The organism is Streptomyces lincolnensis (assembly GCF_001685355.1).
In the GTDB taxonomy this organism is placed as follows: domain Bacteria; phylum Actinomycetota; class Actinomycetes; order Streptomycetales; family Streptomycetaceae; genus Streptomyces; species Streptomyces lincolnensis.
Genome location: NZ_CP016438.1, coordinates 3,418,479 through 3,437,403 on the forward strand (window position 1 = coordinate 3,418,479; position 18,925 = coordinate 3,437,403).

Annotated in this window: 13 protein-coding genes; 5 read left to right on the plus strand and 8 right to left on the minus strand. The window is 71.9% G+C overall.

The genetic code is table 11. The features are described 5' to 3' along the window. Window positions 1–108: 108 nt before the first annotated feature. The 3 genes from SLINC_RS15155 to SLINC_RS15165 all read left to right on the plus strand — a co-directional run bounded on the left by SLINC_RS15155 (window position 109) and on the right by SLINC_RS15165 (window position 5,386). Entirely contained in the window at window positions 109–1,566 is a 1,458-nt protein-coding gene (locus SLINC_RS15155; protein ID WP_079164542.1) for an MGH1-like glycoside hydrolase domain-containing protein, read from the plus strand. Continuing rightward, window positions 1,563–3,500: an amylo-alpha-1,6-glucosidase gene (locus SLINC_RS15160; protein ID WP_067432315.1), complete on the plus strand. Its 1,938-nt coding sequence runs from the start codon at window positions 1,563–1,565 to the stop codon at window positions 3,498–3,500. The genes SLINC_RS15155 and SLINC_RS15160 overlap by 4 nt, the downstream gene beginning before the upstream one ends. A gap of 140 nt (window positions 3,501–3,640) precedes the next feature. After that, window positions 3,641–5,386, plus strand: coding sequence for an alkaline phosphatase family protein (locus SLINC_RS15165; protein WP_067432317.1), 1,746 nt, complete (start codon window positions 3,641–3,643; stop codon window positions 5,384–5,386). 467 nt (window positions 5,387–5,853) lie between these two features. Here the strand turns inward: SLINC_RS15165 and dusB are convergent, their stop codons facing one another. Continuing rightward, window positions 5,854–7,008 (minus strand): tRNA dihydrouridine synthase DusB, encoded by a 1,155-nt coding sequence (dusB, locus tag SLINC_RS15170; protein WP_067432319.1) that lies wholly within the window; start codon window positions 7,006–7,008, stop codon window positions 5,854–5,856. Window positions 7,009–7,123: 115 nt separating this feature from the next. Here dusB and SLINC_RS15175 point away from each other — a divergent pair, with 115 nt between their 5' ends. Then, on the plus strand, window positions 7,124–8,563 hold the full coding sequence (locus tag SLINC_RS15175) for an MFS transporter (protein ID WP_067432325.1): 1,440 nt from the start codon (window positions 7,124–7,126) through the stop codon (window positions 8,561–8,563). Window positions 8,564–8,648: 85 nt separating this feature from the next. Here the strand turns inward: SLINC_RS15175 and SLINC_RS15180 are convergent, their stop codons facing one another. Both SLINC_RS15180 and SLINC_RS49305 read right to left on the minus strand, forming a co-directional pair. Continuing rightward, window positions 8,649–13,151 carry a cation-translocating P-type ATPase gene (locus tag SLINC_RS15180; protein WP_079164543.1) on the minus strand — a complete coding sequence of 1,501 codons (4,503 nt, stop codon included), beginning with the start codon at window positions 13,149–13,151 and terminating at the stop codon, window positions 8,649–8,651. Next, window positions 13,148–13,648: a hypothetical protein gene (locus SLINC_RS49305; RefSeq protein ID WP_067432328.1), complete on the minus strand. Its 501-nt coding sequence runs from the start codon at window positions 13,646–13,648 to the stop codon at window positions 13,148–13,150. Before SLINC_RS49305 ends, SLINC_RS15180 begins: the two co-directional genes overlap by 4 nt. A 208-nt stretch (window positions 13,649–13,856) precedes the next feature. Between SLINC_RS49305 and SLINC_RS15190 the strand changes: the two genes are divergently transcribed. Continuing rightward, entirely contained in the window at window positions 13,857–14,063 is a 207-nt protein-coding gene (locus SLINC_RS15190) for a hypothetical protein (RefSeq protein WP_067432331.1), read from the plus strand. Window positions 14,064–14,106: 43 nt separating this feature from the next. On the opposite strand, the gene SLINC_RS15195 is transcribed toward SLINC_RS15190, so the two are convergent. The 5 genes from SLINC_RS15195 to SLINC_RS15215 all read right to left on the minus strand — a co-directional run bounded on the left by SLINC_RS15195 (window position 14,107) and on the right by SLINC_RS15215 (window position 18,751). Then, complete coding sequence (locus tag SLINC_RS15195; RefSeq protein ID WP_067432334.1) at window positions 14,107–14,721, minus strand: dihydrofolate reductase family protein; 615 nt, start codon at window positions 14,719–14,721, stop codon at window positions 14,107–14,109. Window positions 14,722–14,988: 267 nt separating this feature from the next. Then, on the minus strand, window positions 14,989–15,579 hold the full coding sequence (locus SLINC_RS15200; protein WP_067432337.1) for a TetR/AcrR family transcriptional regulator: 591 nt from the start codon (window positions 15,577–15,579) through the stop codon (window positions 14,989–14,991). A gap of 24 nt (window positions 15,580–15,603) precedes the next feature. Continuing rightward, entirely contained in the window at window positions 15,604–16,608 is a 1,005-nt protein-coding gene (locus SLINC_RS15205) for an aldo/keto reductase (protein WP_067432340.1), read from the minus strand. Between the two features lie 42 nt (window positions 16,609–16,650). Next, the gene (locus SLINC_RS15210; RefSeq protein ID WP_067432343.1) at window positions 16,651–17,259 is read right to left on the minus strand and encodes a LysE family translocator; all 609 of its coding nucleotides are present in this window, start codon (window positions 17,257–17,259) and stop codon (window positions 16,651–16,653) included. A gap of 109 nt (window positions 17,260–17,368) precedes the next feature. Continuing rightward, the gene (locus SLINC_RS15215) at window positions 17,369–18,751 is read right to left on the minus strand and encodes a glycine--tRNA ligase (protein WP_067432346.1); all 1,383 of its coding nucleotides are present in this window, start codon (window positions 18,749–18,751) and stop codon (window positions 17,369–17,371) included. Window positions 18,752–18,925: the final 174 nt, after the last annotated feature.

The window sequence follows — 18,925 nt, forward strand, 5'->3', positions numbered from 1 at the left end:
TGTGTTTCTCAAGACTGCATTACATATTGGGTTTTGCGTGTTAAATAGACGTAACCCTACGGTAGCCAAGACCGAACCGATCGGCCGAACATCTTCGGGGAGCCCCGAGTGGACCGCACTGTCCAGCTGACCGCACCCGCCGTCCCACGGACCGTCGTATACGAACCGGACATCGCGACACATCCGCTGCACGTCAGGGCCGCCCGGGTGCTGGAGGACAACTGGAGGGGCTCCTCCACGGTCCCCTCGCGCGGCCTGTACCCGCACCAGTGGTCCTGGGACTCGGCGTTCATCGCGATCGGTCTCAGACACCTCTCGCCGTTACGGGCCCAGACGGAGCTGGAGACCCTGCTGGACGCCCAGTGGGGCGACGGGCGGATCCCGCACATCGTCTTCAACCCCTCCGTACCGCTCGACGCGTACTTCCCGAGCCCCGACTTCTGGCGCTCCTCGACCGCGGGGCGCGCCGCGGGCGCCCCGCGCACCGTACAGACCTCCGGCATCGTGCAACCACCGGTGCACGCGCTGGCGGCCTGGCTGGTGCACCGCGCCGACCCGGGCCTGTCCCGGTCGCGCTCCTTCCTCGCCCGGGTGTATCCCCGCCTGGCCGCCTGGCACCGCTATCTGCTGCACCGCCGGGACCTGGGCGGCGGCGGCCTGGCGTCCGTGGTGCACCCCTGGGAACAGGGTATGGACAACAGCCCCAGCTGGGACCTCCCGCTCTCCCGCGTCACCCCGGCCCCGGCCCGCTCCTTCCGCCGCGCCGACCTCGCCCACGGAGCCCCCGAGGACCGCCCGACGGACCTGGACTACGGCCGGTACGTACGCCTGGCGACGGACTACCGGGACGCCGAATACGCCGATGGCCACGGCGAGTTCGCGGTCGAGGACCCCTCTTTCAACGCCCTGCTGATCGCCTCCGAACACGCGCTGGCCCGGATCGCACGCGAACTGGGCGCACCGGGCACGGCCCGGCACGCGCGCGCGGAGCGCCTGACGACAGCCCTGGTGGAACGCCTCTGGGACCCGGCGGAGGGCATGTTCTTCTGCCGGGACGTACGCGACGGCGGTCTGATCCGCGAGCGCGGAGTCTCCGGACTGATCCCCCTCCTCCTGCCCGGCCTGCCGCGCGAGACGGCCGCCGCGCTCGTCCGCACGGCGAGCGGCCCGCACTTCGGCCTCGGCTCCACCACCCGGCTCGTGCCCAGCTACGACCTCCTCGGCGAGGCCTTCGACCCGCACCGCTACTGGCGCGGGCCGGCCTGGTTCAACACCAGCTGGCTCGTGGAGCGCGGGCTGCGCACGCACGGGCAGCACGAGCGGGCCGACGCGCTGCGCGAGGCCGCCCTCGACATCGCCGGCAGTTCCGGCTTCGCGGAGTACGTCGACCCGTACACCGGCGAGGCCTGCGGGGCGACGGGCTTCAGCTGGACGGCAGCGCTCACGCTCGACCTGCTGCACGCCGAATCCACGCACGACGAGTCCATGCACAACGAGCCCATGCACGACGAGTCCATGCACGACACCGGCCATGTCACTCAAGCCAGGGGAGGGAAGCGGGGATGACACAGCGGCAGCATCTGCTCGTGCACGGGGGAACGTTCGCCGCCGTGGGCGACGGCGGCGACATCAGCGGCGTGCGGGGCGGCAGCTCCCCGGACGGACTGTTCGTGCGGGACGCCAGGCATCTGAGCCGTTGGCAACTGACGGTCGACGGCGCGGTGCCGGAGTCGCTCACGCCGGTCGCGGACGGGGACACGGCACGCTGTGTCCTCGTCCCGCGCGGCGGACGCAACGAACCCCCCGCCTACACCCTCTTCCGCGAACAGGCCGTCGGCGACGGCTCGTTCGTCGAATCGCTGCGCGTCACCAGCAACCGCCCGGTACCGACGACGGTCCGTCTCGCCCTCACCGCGGACGCCGACTTCACCGACCAGTTCGAACTGCGCTCCGACCACCGCACGTACACCAAGATCGGCGCCACCCGCTCCCGCGAAGTCCTCGACGACGGCGTGGAGTTCACCTACCGCCGCGGCGAATGGCGTTCATGTACGACGGTGAAGACCGAGCCCGCCCCGGACGGCGTCGAGGAGACCGGAACCGGCGCCCGCCGCCTGGTCTGGACGCTCGACCTGGACCCGCACGGCTCGGCAGAGCTCCTGCTCCGCGTGATGGCCCGCCCGCACGGCGACAGGCGGGCCCTGCGGGTCCCCCGCGACCCCGCCGCCCTCAACCGCCAACTCCTCGCTCTGGAGGGCGAGTTCGTGGAGGGCGTGGCTTTCCCCACGGGCTGGCCCGAGCTGGCCGCCGCCTGCGCCCGCGGCCTGGCCGACCTCGCCTCCCTCCAGGTCCCGGCGACCGGCCCGGACGGCGAGGAACTGCGCGTACCGGCCGCGGGCGCCCCCTGGTTCCTCACCCTGCTGGGCCGCGACGCCCTCCTCACCTCGCTGTTCGCCCTCCCCTACCGCCCCCAACTGGCCGCCGCCACCCTCCCCGCACTCGCCGCGACCCAGGCGAAGAGCACCGACCCGGACTCGGTCGCCCAGCCCGGGAAGATCGTGCACGAGGTACGGCACGGCGAACTGGCGCACTTCGACCAGGTCCCGTACGGCCGCTACTACGGCTCGGTCGACGCAACCCCTCTCTTCCTCGTCCTCCTGGGTGCCTACGTCGAACAGACCCGGGACATCACCCTCGCCCGCCGGCTCGAACCCCACGCCCGCGCCGCGATCGCCTGGATGCTGGACCACGGCGGCCTCACCTCCCGCGGCTACCTCGTCTACCGCGCCGACCAGGGCGGCCTCGCCAACCAGAACTGGAAGGACTCCCCCGGCGCGATCTGCTCCGCCGACGGCACCCGGGCGAGCGGCCCGGTCATGGCCGCGGGCGCCCAGGGCTACGCCTACGACGCCCTGCGCCGCACCGCCTGGATCGCCCGCACGGTCTGGGAGGACGAGACCTACGCGGCCCTCCTGGAACAGGCCGCCGCCGACCTGCGCGACCGCTTCCAACGGGACTTCTGGATGCGGGACCGCGCCTTCCCGGCCCTCGCCCTCGACGGCGAGGGCAGCCAGGTCGACGCCCTGGCCTCCGACGCCGGGCATCTCCTCTGGTCGGGTCTGCTCGACAAGGAGTACGGCGAGCTCGTCGGCCGCCGCCTCCTGGAGCCGGACTTCTTCTCCGGGTGGGGCGTACGCACCCTGGCGTCCGGCCAGTCGGCGTACCACCCGCTGTCGTACCACCGCGGATCGGTCTGGCCGCACGACAACGCCCTGATCACCCTCGGCCTGGCCCGCTACGGCCTGCACGACGAAGCGCGGACGGTGGCGCACGCGCTGGTGGACGCGGCGACGGCGACGGGCCACCGCCTGCCGGAGGTCTGGGCCGGCTACGGCCGCAGCACCCACGGCGAGCCGGTGCCGTATCCGCACGCCTGCGTGCGCGAGGCGCGTTCCGCGGCGGCCCCCCTCGCCCTGCTGACGGCGGTGGGGGGCGCCTGAGGAACGGCCGTTGGGCAGGCGTTTGCCCGGTGTTTGCCCGGAGATGTGAACGGCGGGTTTGAGCGCTCCGTACGGGTTGGTGGCGGGTCTCCCTGCGTGACCCGCCCTCTTCTCACGGGCTCGCGCGGAAGGACCCTCGGGTGACCGACACGATCACAGAGAGCTCGGCACCGGAAGCCGAGGACGCCGACGGGCCACCCCCGGCCAGAGCCACCCTCCGCTCACGGCTGGCCCGTTGGCGGACCGCGCACCCCACCACCCTGCGCACCCTCCGCTGGACGACGACGATCCTGGCCGCCGTCCTGGTCCTCGGCGCCCTGCTCTTCCCCAACAGACTGGTGGCGCTTCAGCCGAACCGTTTCACGCGGATCCCGGTGGAGGCGATCATCGGGGCGGCGGTGATGCTCGCGCTGCCGCGCAGACCACGACTGGTCATGGCCGTGCTGTCCGGGGTCGGCCTCGGCGTGGTGACCATCCTGAACGTGCTCGACATGGGCTTCCTGGAGTACCTGGGCCGGGGCTTCAACCTGGTCCTGGACTGGGAGTTGCTGGACGACGCGCAGGCGTACGTCGAGGACTCGATGGGCAAGGCCACGGCGCTCGGAGCCACGATCGCAGTGGTGGTCCTGATCCTCGCCCTCCTGTCACTCATGGCGCTGGCGATGGTCCGCCTGAGCAACCTGCTCGCGGACCACCGGCAGACCGCCACCAGGGGAACCCTGATCGCCGCCACCGTGTGGGTCACGTGTTCCGCCCTCGGCGTCCAGGTCTCGGGCATGCCGGTCGCCTCCGAACGCACCGCCGGAGCGGTGAAAGTCCAGACCAGGCGGGTGGTGGACACCCTGCGGGACGAGGCGGAGTTCCGGAAGGTGGCCAAGGTGGACGCCTTCGGCGCCACCCCGCCCGCCCAGCTGGTGCCGGACCTGCGCGGCAAGGACGTCATCTTCACCTTCATCGAGAGCTACGGCCGCAGCGCCCTCGAAGATCCGGCCATCGCCCCCGGCGTGGACAAGACCCTCACCACCGGCACCGAAGCCCTCACGAAGGCCGGCTTCCACGCGAAGAGCGGCTGGCTGACCTCGGCGACGTACGGCGGCAGCAGCTGGCTGGGCCACTCCACGACCATGTCCGGCCTGTGGATCGACAACCAGCAGCGCTACCGCACGGTCATGGCCAGCGACCACCTCAGCCTCACCAAGGCCTTCCAGAAGACCGGCGCGTGGGACACCGTCGGTGTCATGCCGGGCGTCCAGAAGGGGTGGCCCGAGCAGGAGTACTACGGCCTCGACAGGGTCTACAACGCCTTCCAACTCGGCTACCAGGGCCCGAAGTTCAGCTGGTCCACGATGCCCGACCAGTACGCCCTCGAAGCCTTCCAACGCCAGATCCACGGCAAGAAGCGCGACAAGCCCCTCATGTCGGAGGTCATCCTCACCTCCAGCCACCAGCCCTGGGCTCCCATCCCCAAGATGGTCGACTGGAACAGACTCGGCGACGGCTCACTCTTCGGCCCGATCCAGAAGGCCGCCCTCAAGCCCTCCGAGATCATCACCAACTCCACCCGCTCCAAGCAGGAGTACGGCAAGTCCGTCCAGTACTCCCTCACCAGCCTCACCCAGTGGCTGGAGCGCTACGGCACCGACGACACCGTCCTCGTCTTCCTCGGTGACCACCAGCCCATCGCCCGCGTCAGCGGCACCGGCGCGAGCCGCGACGTCCCGATCTCCCTCGTCGCCAAGGATCCCGACGTCCTCTCCAAGATCGCCTCCTGGAACTGGACGGACGGTCTCAAGCCGGCCCCCGACGCCCCCGTCTGGAAAATGAGCGCCTTCCGCGACCGCTTCCTCACGGCCTACGGCTCCACACCCCGCCCCTCCACGTCCTGACCCACCCAGCCTTTCCTCGCCCCCGCCGCCCCTACCCGTCCCATCCCCAGGGGCTCCGCCCCTTCGACCCCGATGGTCGTATGCCGGGTGCTGGTGCGTGGGGGCTGGTCGCGCAGTTCCCCGCGTGTGGGCTGTGCGGGTTTCGCCGTCTGGGGTGCCTTGTTCGGTCGTATGGCGGCTGCGGGTTCGTCGTGGCTGGTCGCGCAGTTCCCCGCGCCCCTGGAAAGCCGCCGTTGGGCATGAGGTGCCCCCGGACCGTAGGCGCCCTGGCCGCCCACGGCGGTAAGGGGACGGGGCGGGGGGTGTCCGCCCGCAGCGTCCGGCGTCCGACACGCAGTACAGCTTGGAGACACAGCACCGCCGGACCGAGGACGGAGACCCCCGCCCCGGCCCCGACCCACCACACAACCGTGGGCGCTACATCCGCCCCCACCGAAGCCGCACAGCGCGCCGCGAGGCATCACGGCTCAACCCCCAGACGTGTCCAGCTCCGCGTCCTCACCAATACCGGCACAGTCATACGGATCCTTCAGCCAACCATCCGGCAGAACCACCCGGTTGTTGCCGGAGGTCCGCCCCCGCGGCCCGTCGGCACCAAGGGGCCAGGCCTGATCGAGGTCCAACTCGTCCAGCCCGGACCGGAGTTCGGACAGAGAGGACGTGACGGCGAGCCGCTTGCGCATCTCGCTGCCGACGGCGAAGCCCTTCAGATACCAGGCCACGTGCTTACGGAAGTCGATGACACCCCGGGCCTCGTCACCGATCCACTCACCGAGCAGGGTGGCATGCCGAACCATGACATCGGCCACCTCCCGCAAAGACGGCCGAGCGATGTCCTGAGCACGCCCCTCGAACGCGGCGACCAGATCCGCGAACAGCCAAGGCCGCCCCAGACACCCCCGCCCCACAACCACCCCGTCACACCCCGTCGCACGCACCATCCGCAGCGCATCCTCCGCCGACCAGATGTCCCCGTTCCCCAACACAGGAATCTCCGGCACATGCTCCTTGAGCCGAGCGATAGCGTCCCAGTCCGCCGTACCGCCGTAGTGCTGAGCAGCGGTACGCCCGTGCAGCGCGATCGCCGTCACACCTTCCTCCACGGCGATACGCCCCGCGTCGAGGTACGTGATGTGATCGTCGTCGATACCCTTGCGCATCTTCATCGTGACCGGCAGCTCCCCGGCCCCGGCCACAGCCTCCCGCAGGATCGCCCGCAGCAGATGCCGCTTGTACGGCAGCGCCGACCCCCCACCCTTACGCGTCACCTTCGGCACCGGACACCCGAAGTTGAGGTCGATGTGATCGGCGAGCCCCTCTTCCGCGATCATGCGGACGGCTTTGCCGACGGTGGCCGGATCAACCCCGTACAGCTGCACCGACCGCGGCTTCTCGCTCGCGTCGAAGTGGATCAGCTGCATGGTCTTCTCGTTGCGCTCGACCAGCGCCCGGGTGGTGATCATCTCGCTGACGAACAGCCCCTTGCCGCCGCTGAACTCCCTGCACAGCGTGCGGAAGGGAGCGTTGGTGATCCCGGCCATGGGGGCGAGGACGACGGGCGGCTGGACGGTGTGCGGTCCGATCTGAAGGGCGGTAGTGACAGGGGGCGTGGTCGTGGACATTCCTCCATTGTGCCGTGCGCTACCACCGTCATCGTGCCGCGCGCCACCACCGTGCAATGCCTTGGCAAAATTCATTAGTTAGACGCACTATCGAAATCGGCGTACGCTGGACCGCATGCCCGAGCTCACCCACCGCCGCCGCCTGCTGGTCCTCGCGATCTGCTGTATGAGCCTGCTGATCGTGAGCCTCGACAACACCGTCCTGAACGTGGCCCTGCCGTCCATGCAGCAGGAACTGCACGCGACCACGGCGGGCCTCCAGTGGACGATCGACGCCTACACCCTGGTGCTGGCCTCGCTGCTGATGCTGGCCGGTTCCACGGCCGACCGGCTCGGCCGCAAGCGCGTCTTCATGACCGGCCTGATCGTCTTCACGCTGGGCTCCGCCCTGTGCTCGGTCGCGCCGAACCTCCAGACGCTGGTCGTCTTCCGCATGGTGCAGGCGGTGGGCGGTTCGATGCTCAACCCGGTCGCCATGTCGATCATCACCAACACCTTCACGGACACCCGCGAGCGGGCGCGCGCGATCGGGGCGTGGGGTGCCGTGGTCGGTATCTCCATGGCCGCGGGGCCCCTGGTCGGCGGTCTGCTGGTGGAGTCGGTCGGCTGGCGGTCGATCTTCTGGATCAACCTCCCCGTGGGGCTGGCCGCACTGCTGCTCACACTGCGGTACGTGCCCGAGTCCCGGGCCCCGAAGGCACGGCGCCCGGATCCGGTCGGTCAGGTGCTGGTGATCGTGCTGTTCGGGGCGCTGACGTACGGGATCATCGAGATGCCGAACGCCGGGTTCTTTGCCGTCCTGCCGTACGTACTGCTCGCGCTGGCCGCCCTCGCCGGGCTGCTCTGGTACGAGCCCCGGCGCGACGAACCCCTGATCGACCTGCGGTTCTTCCGGTCGGCGCCGTTCAGCGGGGCGACCGTGATAGCGGTGTGCGGCTTCGCGTCGCTCGGCGGGTTCCTGTTCATGTCGACGCTGTACCTCCAGAACGTACGGGGCCTGGACGCCCTGCACGCGGGACTGTGGATGCTGCCGATGGCCGTACCGACGTTCCTGTGCGCGCCCCTGGCGGGACGGCTGGTCGGCAACCGCGGCCCCCGCCTCCCCCTGCTGATCGCGGGCACCGCGATGACGGCCTCCGGGATCCTCTTCGCCGGCTTCGAGGCGGAGACGTCGGACACCACCCTGTTCCTCGGCTACGCCCTGTTCGGAGTCGGGTTCGGCTTCCTCAACGCCCCGATCACGAACACGGCGGTCTCGGGCATGCCCCGCAGCCAGGCCGGTGTGGCCGCGGCGGTGGCCTCCACGAGCCGCCAGCTGGGGCAGACGCTGGGGGTTGCCGTGATCGGAGCGGTACTGGCATCCGGCGTTGGCTCGTCGTCTTATCGGGACACGTTCGTTTCGGCCGCCGTGCCAGGTTGGTGGATCCTCGCGGGGTGTGGGTTCGCGGTGTTGGTGCTCGGAGCGGTGACCAGCGGGGCGTGGGCTCGGGGTACGGCCGAGCGGGCCGCTGCGCGGTTGGACGCGGCGGAGATCAAAGAAGCCGTTCGCGCCTGATCGCCGTAGGGGTTGAGCGTCGTACGCGACTGCCGGTCTTGTGTGGCTGGTCGCGCAGTTCCCCGCGCCCCTTGAGTTGGACCACTCATCCCCATGTCGAAGCCACCGCCGGCCACCGCTTCGCCACCGCCTCCTCCACCGCCGGCAGAGCCCTCTGCCCCGCCAGCGCCAACGTGATCGCCGCCGCCACCCCCGCCCACGCCAGAGGCCCCAGCGGCGTGCAGCCGAACAACTGACTCACGCCCGGCGTCTCCACCAGCGCGACGAGGACCACGGCCGACCCCAGGGACGTGACCCGTACCAGCGGGCTGTCGCGGCGATCCGCCAGGGTCTGGGCGAGTTGGGTGCCGACCACCGCGCAGAGCGCCATCGTGGTGGAGCGGCGGGCCGTGCCGGGGGTGAAGCGGCCGAAGAGCCAGGCCGCGGTGGCGCCGAGGCAGGTGGTGAGGGCGCGGTGGCGGATCTGGCGGATGAGGGGGGCGCCGAGGACGGACGTGCCGAGGGGGGCGTCGCCGGGGGCGTCCGGGGTGGTGTCCTCCGTGGGGGTCACGGCGACGGCCATCGCCGGGAACAGGTCGGTGAAGAGGTTCACCAGGAGCATCTGGCGGGTGGACAGGGGCGCGGAGCCGGCGAGCAGGGTGCCGACGATGCCGAAGCCGACCTCGCCCGCGTTGCCGCCGATGAGGATGGCGATGGCGTCGGCGACGCTGTGCCACAGGGCGCGCCCTTCGTGCACCGCCTGGATGAGGACGGTGAGGTCGTCGCCGGTGACGACGAGGTCCGCCGCGTTGCGGGCGGCGGCCGAGCCGCGGGCGTTGATGCCCACGCCGATGTCGGCGGCGCGGATGGCGGCGGCGTCGTTGGCGCCGTCGCCGACCATGCCGACCACCCGGCCCGCGTCCCGCAGGGCCTCGACGACCTGGAGTTTCTGCTCGGGCGCGACCCGGGCGACGACGTCGGCGTCGCGCAGCATCCGGGAGCGGGCCGTGCGGTCGGCGGCGGCGAGTTCGTCGCCGGTGACCACGGTCGCGTCGTCGGGCCAGCCCAGGTCGGTGGCGATGGCGTGGGCGGTCTGCGGGTGGTCGCCGGTGAGCACGACGGGCCGTACGCCTGCCTCGCGCAGCCCTCGGACGAGGGCGGTGGAGGTCTCGCGGGGTACGTCGGCCAGGGCGAGGAGTCCGGTGAACTCCAGGTCCCGCAGGTCCTCTTCGAGTACGTCCGTCGCCTGCTCGCCCTCGTGCAGCGGGCGCCTGGCCACCGCCAGCACCCGCAGTCCGTCGCCGGCCAGCGACCGGGCGGTGCCGGAGGCGTCGGAGGGCAGGTCGGCGCAGGCGGGCAGGACGGTCTCGGGGGCTCCCTTGACGACGAGGACGGGCGAGCCGCCCCGGTCGCGGCCGACGGCGGCGGCGTAGCCGCGGGCGGCCTCGAAGGGCAGGCCCTCGGTCTGCTCCCAGGCGTCGTCGGGTCCGGCGGCGTCCAGGACGGCCTCGTCGGTGGCGTGGGCCGGGCGGGCCGAGTCGCCGTTGAGGGTGGGGCAGGCGCGGGCCGCGTCCCGCAGGGGGCCGTCCGCGCCGGGTTCGTCGAGCTTGTGGACGGTGCCGTCGGGGGCGGCGACCCTGACCAGGCGGAGCCGGTTCTCGGTGAGGGTGCCGGTCTTGTCGAAGCAGATGGTGTCCATCCGGCCCAGCGCCTCCAGGGTCCGCGGGGCCCGGACGAGGACGCCCTCGCCGCTGAGCCGGCGGGCGGCGGCCAGCTGCGCCACCGTGGCCACCAGCGGCAGCCCTTCCGGTACGGCGGCCACCGCGACGGCCACGCCACCGCTCACCGCCTGCCGGATGGGCGTACCCCGCAGCAGGGACAGGCCGGTCACCGCGGCCCCGCCCGCCATCGTCAACGGCATCGCCTTGCGGGTGAGTTCCTGGAGCCGGGCCTGGACTCCGGCGGCCGGTGGGACACGGGCGGCGAGGGCGACTGCCCGGGCGGCCTCGGTGCGGTCGCCGGTGTCGACGACCACGGCCTGGGCGCGGCCGGCCACCACGGTCGTCCCCTCGAAGACCATGCACTGCCGTTCGGCGACCGGGGCGCGCGGGGTGGCGTCCATGCCCTTGTCCACGGGCAGGGACTCGCCGGTCAGAGCGGACTCGTCCACCTCCAGGCCGTCCTCCCAGAGCAGGCGGGCGTCGGCCGGGACCACGTCGTCGGCCTTGAGGTCGATCACCTCGCCGGGACTGAGCCTGGCGGCGTCGACGACATGGGTCGCCGTCTCCTTGTCGGGGCCGTCGGGGCCCTCGGGGTCGTCGGCGACCCGGGCCTTCTGCTTCTGCTGGGCGAGCAGCCCGGACAGGGCGCGTTCGGCCCGCAGCCGCTGGATGCCGCCGACGAGGGCGTTCAGGTCGAGGGCGCCGACGACGAGCAGGGCGTCCACGGCCGAGCCGAGGATCGCCGAGGCGGCCGAGCCGACCGCCAGGACCGGGGTGAGCGGATCGTCGAGTTCCTCCCGTACGGCGCCGGCGAGTTGCAGGGTCCAGCGGGCGGGGGCGAGCACGGGCAGCCGTAGGACGGTGTCGGCGGCCGTGCGGACCCGGGTGGTCGTCTGCTCGACGACCGTCGGCTCCGGGGGTGTCTCCCGCTCCAGCCGGTCCTGGACGTCGTCCGGGTCCAGGGCGTGCCAGGCGACCCGGGGCCGGGGGTGCGGGGCGCGGGCCGTCGCGACGCCGAGGGCGGCGCGGGCCCCGGTGTACAGGGCCGCCACCGTGCTGACGTCGACGGGCAGGTGCCGCAGGCCGGGGAGCGGCGTAGGGGCGCCCCGGCGGGACTCGCCGACGGCGACGAGCAGGCCGGACAGGGCGGCGCCGGAGCGGGCGAGGGTCTGGGACCGGCGGCCGACCGAACGGGCCACCGGTACGGCCCTCAGCAGCCGCCACACGTCGGCCAGGCCGTGCGGGGCCAGGACGTCCGCGCCCCACACCACCTGGCCGTCGCCGTCGGTGAGGGCTATGGCCACGTCGCCGTGGAGGAGCCCGGAGGTCACCTCGACGTCGTCGTGCGGGCGGGGGCGGGCGACGGTGACGACTCCGCCCTCGTCGCGGAGGCCGTCCACGACCTCGCTCAGCGGTTGGTCCGCGCTAACCACCTGGTCGGCGAGGCCGGTGAAGTCGGCGAGCGCGGGATCGTCCACGACCACGACCCGCAGGCCCGCGCGCCGGGCCGCGTCCAGGACGGGTTCGGTCCAGGGGTCGGCCCCGTCACCCGGGATCCTGAGCGCGCTCGGGTGCAGGACGACGGTGCCGGCCATCTCCAGCTGGCGCAGCCGGCCGGGGTCGCGCACCAGCACACCGCCGCGCGACAGGGAGGTGCTCAGCAGGGCGTGGAAGGCGGCGGGGCCGTACCGCGCGGCCTTGGGCGAGCCGGCGAGGACCGCCTCGGCCGCCTCGGCGATGTCGTGCTTGACGAGGAGGGCGGCCACGGCACCGGCGATGCTGCCGGTGGAGGCGTGGGCGGCGTACTCCTGGGCCGGGGAGGTGCGCAGCGGCGGCCGTACCGACGGGTCCGAGGGGACGCTGTCCCGGCCGGGCGCGCACAGCTGGTCGTGCACGGTCTCGAAGGTGGCGGTACGGACCACCGCCTCCGCCAGCTGGCAGGTCCGCAGGGCCCCGTCGAGCAGCAGGGAGGTGGGGGTGTGGCCGGCGCCGTGGACGGCCGCGTTCGCGACGGCGAGGGCTACCTCCATGCGGGCGTTGCCGAGGCGGGCGCGCAGCCAGGACCGGAAGCGGGGGTTCTCCCGCAGCAGCGTGGCGACGGCCGTCACCAGTCGGGGCGAGGGCGGCAGCCGCAGCAGGGAGCCCACCAGCGCGGCCCCGGCGCCCACCGCGTCGGCGGCGAGCGCCTCGGCGGCGGTCCGGACGGACGCGGGGTCCCCGGGGTGCCCGAGTTCCTCCACCGGATCGTCGGCGGGCACCAGCCCGTGCTTCACCGCCAGCGCCTCGGCCCGCTCCCGCACCCGGTCCCCGACGGCTTCCTCCGTCGCCGCGACCACCAGCCGGGCCAGTCCCCGGTCCCAGTACGCGAAGGCCACATCCGGATGCTCGGCGAGCGCCACGGCGACCCGACGGGCGAGGTGCTCGGTACGGCGGGGGCGGGGGGCGGATCGTCCGGAGGCACCGGAGGGCTCCGCCGGGGCGGAATGCTCGGCGGCACCGGCGCCGGTGCCGACATCAGCACCAGCACCAGCACCAGCACGGTCCGCCTGCCACGTCGTACGTTCCGCCGTCTCCGCCTCTTCCACCCGCTGCGCCGCCGCTTCCGCGTGCCCGGCCGCGCGGAGTTCCTCCGCGGTGGCCTCGCGCAGGGCCAGGTGGGTGCGGGTGGGGGTGTGCCAGGTGCGGGGGGCGCCGGGGAGGGCGGCGCGGGTGACGCGGGCGGCCCGGAGGGCGAAGTCGGCGCCGCGTACGCCGGCCCGTGCCGTACCGGCCACCGCTCCGGCGGCGGCTCCCACGGCGGGGGCCGCGCCCCGGACGAGCAGGCGCGGCCCGCCGAGGACGAGGCCGGCGGCGAGGGCCGACGGACGGGTGAGAAGTCCTCGGCTCATCGCTCGTCCTCAGCCGCCGACGCGGCCGTACGGTGCGTGGGCAGTTTGCCGGAGGGCGAGTCGGGCACCACCGCGCCGGGCGCGGACTCCGCGAGGACCTGCGGTGTGGGCGGGCCGGAGGGGGTGGTCCTGGGTGACGGGCCGGACGTCCGGTGCGTGACCGCTCGGGAGCCTGCCTCCCCGTCCGTCTTCCCGGCCTTCTCTCCCGTTGCCCCTTCCGGCGTCTCCTCGTGGCGCGGCTGGGTCAGCCACGCCACCGCCGCCCCGGTGATCGCGACGGGCCACTCCACGACACCGGCGACGCCGAGGACCCCGGCGCCGGTGTACACGGCGATGCGCCGCCCGCGCGGCGACACCGCTCCGACCTTGTCCAACGCCCCCTCGGCCATCCGGCCCACCGTCCCGGCGCCGGGCACGTGCCGCAGCACGGAGGCGGCCGCCCGCAGCGGCTGGGGCAGCTCCTGCTCCCGCTTCTGCTCAGCCATCTGTTCGGTCATGGCTTCCTCGACTCCCCTCACCCGGAGACCTCGGCTTTCGGATCACCCGAGTTCCCGCAGTTCGGAGAGTCATCCCGCCCTACCGCACGGGTTCCTCTCACCGGCCCGGCGATCGCGACCGGCACGGTCAAGAATTGAAGAAGTCACCGTGAAGGTCCTGTTGTTGATGTTGGTCCTGCTGCACACTCCTGGCCGGAGGCGAGGCGTCATGCTGGAGATCAACACGAGCAAGGTGAGCCGCTGGGACCAACACGGGAGGGAGCACGTCGTCCGCGTGCAGCGCAAGGGTCCGCAGCGCAGCATCAGATGCGACACCTGCGGCTGGCGGCAGAAAGCGCAGTTCCTGCCGTGGCTGAAGGCCGAGGAACACCTGGCGGAGGCGCACCAGGCGACGGTGGACCCGACGGCGGGCTGAGCCCGGTCCCCCGGCGGGCCGAGCCCGGTCACAGGGATGCCGGTCAGGTCGCGAAGCGGTACGTCAGGTGGGCGGCGAGGGGTGTGTCGACCACCCGCACCGGCTCCAGCCGCCGCGGGCCCAGGCCCGGCCCGTCGAAGAGCCGCAGCCCGTCCCCGAGCAGCGCGGGCACCACGTGCAGCTGCATCTCGTCGACGAGCCCCGCCGCGAGGTACTGCCGTACCGTGCTCGCCCCGCCCGCGATGTCGACGTTCCGGCCCCCGGCGACCGCCTTCGCCTGCTCCAGCGCGCTGTGGATGCCGTCGGTGACGAAGGTGTACGTGGTGCCGCCCTCCTTGACCAGGGTCGGCCGGGGCCGATGGGTCAGCACGAAGACCGGGGTCCTGAACGGCGGGTTGTCGCCCCAGAACTCCTCCCCCGTGTCGAACATCATCCGCCCCATGACCACCGCCCCGGTGGCGTCGAACCACTCCCGCATCAGCTCGGAGTCCCGGTTCTCCTCCCCACCGGTCATGCCCTGGCGCTCCCGCCAGCTCGCCAGGTTGTGGATCCACTCGAAGAGCGGCTCGGCGCCGTCGCCTCCCGGGTTGTCGGGGGAGACACCGGTACCGGCGATGTACCCGTCGAGCGACATGGCCAGATCCGCGGTCACGATCATGATGAGGGGCTCCTGAGGCGCTGGGAGGTGCTGGGAGGTACGGAGAGGCAACGGCCTTCATCCTCACGTCGATCGGCGACCGCCGCGATCGACACGTCCGCCTGCAGGATGTCGACGGATGCCGGCGAATGCCGGCCCTCAGTCCTCCAGCCGCCGTACGACGACCGACCAGGGCGTGCCGCTTCCCGCCGCCCCGTCCGAACACTTCACAGGCCCCCTGATGTCGTACGCGCACCCTGGGACACGCACGACCGGCCGGTCACCGGGTCAGGCCCGCAGTCCCCGCAGCAGCAGTTCCACGACCGCCTCGAACTCCCGCTCCACTCCCGGCTGTTTCCACTCGCGGGCGTAGCCGGGGTCGTGGAAGCGGGCGGTGGCCTGGAAGAGGGCGCGGGCTGAGGTGGCCGGGTCGTCGACGGCGAAGACGCCGGAGCCGGCGCCCTCCTGGAGGATCCGGGTCAGCTGGCCGGTCAGTTCCGCGATGTGCTCGCCGACCACGCCGCCGTTCTCATCGGTCAGCACCGAGTACGTGGCGAACAGCTCGGGATCGTCGCCCGCCTTGCGGCGCTTGGCCTCGAAGAGGGCGGCGAGCCAGTCGCGCAGCCGGGTCTCCGGGTCGCGGTCCGTCGCGTCGGCGACGGCGGCCAGGGCGCCCGTCGCCCGGTCGAGCCACCGCTTGGTCACCGCCTCGCGCAGCGCCGCCTTGGTCCCGAAGTGCCGGTAGACGCTGCCGTGGCTGACGCCGAGCGCCCGGGCCACGTCGACCACGGTGGCCTTGGCCGGGCCGTGGCGGCGCAGCACCTCCTCGGTGGCTTCGAGGATGCGCTCGGCGGTCAGGATCTGGCTGGGCGGTGGCATGAACAGACCGTACCCGGCGGCCGGTCAGCGCTCGACCTGCGCCAGCTGGGCCGCCGCGTAGCGCTCACCGGCGGCCGCCCCGGCCGGCACGGCCTCCTCGATCGCCACCAGGTCGGCCGCGTCCAGCGTGACGTCCAGCGCGCCGAGGGACTCCGCCAGCCGCTCCCGGGTCCGGGCGCCGACGAGCGGCACGATGTCCTCGCCGCGCGAGAGCACCCAGGCGATGGCGATCTGCGCGACCGAGACGCCCTTCTGCTCGGCGATCTTGCGCAGTGCCTCGACCAGGTTCAGGTTGTGCCGGAGGTTCTCGTCCTGGAAGCGGGGCGAGTGGGCACGGAAGTCGTCCGCGGCGAGCTGCCGGTCGGCGCTGAAGTGCCCGGAGATCAGACCTCGGGACAGCACGCCGTACGCCGTGACGGAGATGCCCAGTTCACGGGTGACCGGCAGGACCGACTCCTCGATGCCCCGCGAGATCAGCGAGTACTCGATCTGGAGGTCCGCGACGGGCGCGACGGCGGCGGCCCGGCGGATCGTCCCGGCGCCGACCTCGCTCAGGCCGACGTGCCGGACGTACCCCTTCTCGATCAGTTCGGCGATCGCGCCGACCGTCTCCTCGATGGGTACGTCGGTGTCGAGGCGGGCGGGGCGGTAGACGTCGATGTGGTCGACGCCGAGGCGCTGGAGCGAGTACGCGGCGAAGTTCTTCACGGCGGCCGGGCGGCCGTCGTAGCCGGACCAGCCGCCGTCCGGGCCGCGCAGGGCCCCGAACTTCACGCTGACGCGCGCCTGTTCGCGCCGGGCGGCGGGCGCGGTGCGCAGCGCCTCGCCGATCAGCAGTTCGTTGTGGCCCATGCCGTAGAAGTCGCCGGTGTCGATCAGCGTCACGCCCGCTTCGAGGGCGGCGTGGATCGTGGCGATCGACTCGGCGCGGTCGGCACCGCCGTACAGGGCGGACATGCCCATGCAGCCGAGTCCGAGAGCGGAGACCTGGGGGCCGGTGGATCCGAGGGTTCGGGTGCTCATCGTCATGGCATTCACTCTGGCATGACAGCTGACAGATTTCAATATCTGTCAGCTGTCATACGCCAGCTTCCCCCCGAGCGCCACGAACGACCCCGCGAACCCCCGCCGCAGCCACGCCATCACCCTCGGGCGGGAGATCACGTGCTGCCGCATCGAGGCCGCGAGCAGCCCGTACACCACGAAGACGAGAAACGTGACCACCATGAACACCCCGCCCAGCGCCAGCATCCGCAGCCCGGAGTGCGGCCGACCGGCGTCCACGAACTGCGGCAGGAAGGCCAGGAAGAAGATCGTCACCTTGGGATTGAGCACGTTGATCAGCACGGCCCGCGCGACCACCTGCCGCGCCGTGACGGGCGTGACGTCCTGGGAGATGTCGAGCGCGCTCTTGTCCCGGACCATGGCCCACGCCATGTAGAGCAGATAGACGACCCCGGCGTACTTCAGGACCTGGAACGCCGTAGCGCTCGCGTGCAACAGGGCGGCCAGACCGGTCACGGTCGCCAGCACATGCGGCACGATCGCCAGCGTGCAGCCCGCGGCCGCGACCACACTGGCCCGGCGGCCACGGGCGAGGCCGGTCGCGAGCGTGTAGACGACACCGGTCCCGGGGGTGACACAGACGACGAGGGTGGTGAGGAGAAACGCGATGCTCATGCGTCCACCCTGGTAGCGCGAAGGCCCCCGATACAGGACCACTGGTGGTCCTGTATCGGGGGCCAATCAAGCACCGATCAAGCGGCGGTCAAACGAAGGGCCGCAGCGCTCAGCAGCCGACGAGCCGCCCCGCCAGGTAGCCCTCGATCTGGTCCAGCGACACCCGCTCCTGCTTCATCGAGTCCCGCTCGCGCACCGTCACCGCGTTGTCCTCAAGCGTGTCGAAGTCGACCGTCACGCAGTACGGCGTACCGATCTCGTCCTGGCGCCGGTAGCGGCGGCCGATCGCGCCCGCGTCGTCGAAGTCGATGTTCCAGTTCTGGCGCAGCGCCGCGGCCAGCCCCTTGGCCTTCGGGGACAGCTCCGGGTTGCGCGACAGCGGCAGCACCGCGACCTTCACGGGAGCGAGACGGTGGTCGAGGCGCAGCACCGTCCGCTTCTCCAGCTTGCCCTTGGCGTTCGGCGCCTCGTCCTCGATGTAGGCGTCGAGGAGGAACGCGAGCATCGCGCGCCCGACACCGGCCGCCGGCTCGATGACGTACGGCGTCCAGCGCTCGCCGGCCTCCTGGTCGAAGTAGGAGAGGTCCTGGCCGGAGGCCTTGGAGTGGGCGCCGAGGTCGTAGTCGGTGCGGTTGGCGACACCCTCCAGCTCGCCCCACTCGTTGCCGCCGAACTGGAAGCGGTACTCGATGTCAGCGGTGCGCTTGGAGTAGTGGGAGAGCTTCTCCTTGGGGTGCTCGTACCACCGCATGTTCTCCTCGCGCAGGCCCAGGCCGGTGTACCAGTTCCAGCGCTGCTCCATCCAGTACTCCTGCCACGTCTCGTCCTCGCCCGGCTTGACGAAGAACTCCATCTCCATCTGCTCGAACTCGCGGGTGCGGAAGATGAAGTTGCCGGGCGTGATCTCGTTGCGGAAGGACTTGCCCATCTGCGCGATGCCGAACGGCGGCTTGCGGCGCGAAGTGGTCTGCACCTGGGCGAAGTTGGTGAAGATGCCCTGCGCGGTCTCGGGACGCAGGTAGGCGACGGAGCCGGTGTCCTGGGTCGGGCCGAGGTGGGTGGAGAGCAGACCCGAGAACTGCTTGGGCTCGGTGAACTGGCCCTTGTTGCCGCAGTTGGGGCAGTTCACGTCCACCAGGCCGTTCTCCGGGGCGTGGCCCTTCTTCGCCTCGTAGGCCTCCTCCAGGTGGTCCGCGCGGAACCGCTTGTGACAGGAGGTGCACTCGGTGAGCGGGTCGGAGAAAGTGGCGACGTGGCCGGAGGCGACCCAGACCTCGGGGGCCAGGATGACGGACGAGTCGATGCCGACCACGTCCTCGCGCGACGTCACCATGTAGCGCCACCACTGGCGCTTCAGGTTCTCCTTGAGCTCGACACCCAGCGGTCCATAGTCCCAGGCGGCACGCTGGCCGCCGTAGATCTCACTGCACGGGAATACGAAGCCACGGCGCTTGCTCAGGCTGACGATGGTGTCGATCTTGTCGGCGGCCACGGTGCTCTCTTCATTACGACGACGGGCGACGAAGCAATCTCTACGGGAGCAGTGCTTCAGAGCGAATGCTTCAGGTTACCGGCGGGGCCTGCCCTCCAATCAAATCGGTTCGCGCTACGGGCCCTGTGCAGGCTTTGTTGACAACGGTTTCCATATTTGTTGAAAATGAGTGTC

Coding starts and splice junctions, on each gene's coding strand:
- SLINC_RS15160 (WP_067432315.1), top strand. CDS start 1,563: ATGACACAGCGGCAGCATCTGCTCGTGCACGGGGGAACGTTCGCCGCC.
- dusB (WP_067432319.1), bottom strand. CDS start 7,008: ATGTCCACGACCACGCCCCCTGTCACTACCGCCCTTCAGATCGGACCG.
- SLINC_RS15175 (WP_067432325.1), top strand. CDS start 7,124: ATGCCCGAGCTCACCCACCGCCGCCGCCTGCTGGTCCTCGCGATCTGC.
- SLINC_RS15180 (WP_079164543.1), bottom strand. CDS start 13,151: ATGAGCCGAGGACTTCTCACCCGTCCGTCGGCCCTCGCCGCCGGCCTC.
- SLINC_RS49305 (WP_067432328.1), bottom strand. CDS start 13,648: ATGACCGAACAGATGGCTGAGCAGAAGCGGGAGCAGGAGCTGCCCCAG.
- SLINC_RS15190 (WP_067432331.1), top strand. CDS start 13,857: ATGCTGGAGATCAACACGAGCAAGGTGAGCCGCTGGGACCAACACGGG.
- SLINC_RS15195 (WP_067432334.1), bottom strand. CDS start 14,721: ATGATCGTGACCGCGGATCTGGCCATGTCGCTCGACGGGTACATCGCC.
- SLINC_RS15200 (WP_067432337.1), bottom strand. CDS start 15,579: ATGCCACCGCCCAGCCAGATCCTGACCGCCGAGCGCATCCTCGAAGCC.
- SLINC_RS15205 (WP_067432340.1), bottom strand. CDS start 16,608: ATGACGATGAGCACCCGAACCCTCGGATCCACCGGCCCCCAGGTCTCC.
- SLINC_RS15210 (WP_067432343.1), bottom strand. CDS start 17,259: ATGAGCATCGCGTTTCTCCTCACCACCCTCGTCGTCTGTGTCACCCCC.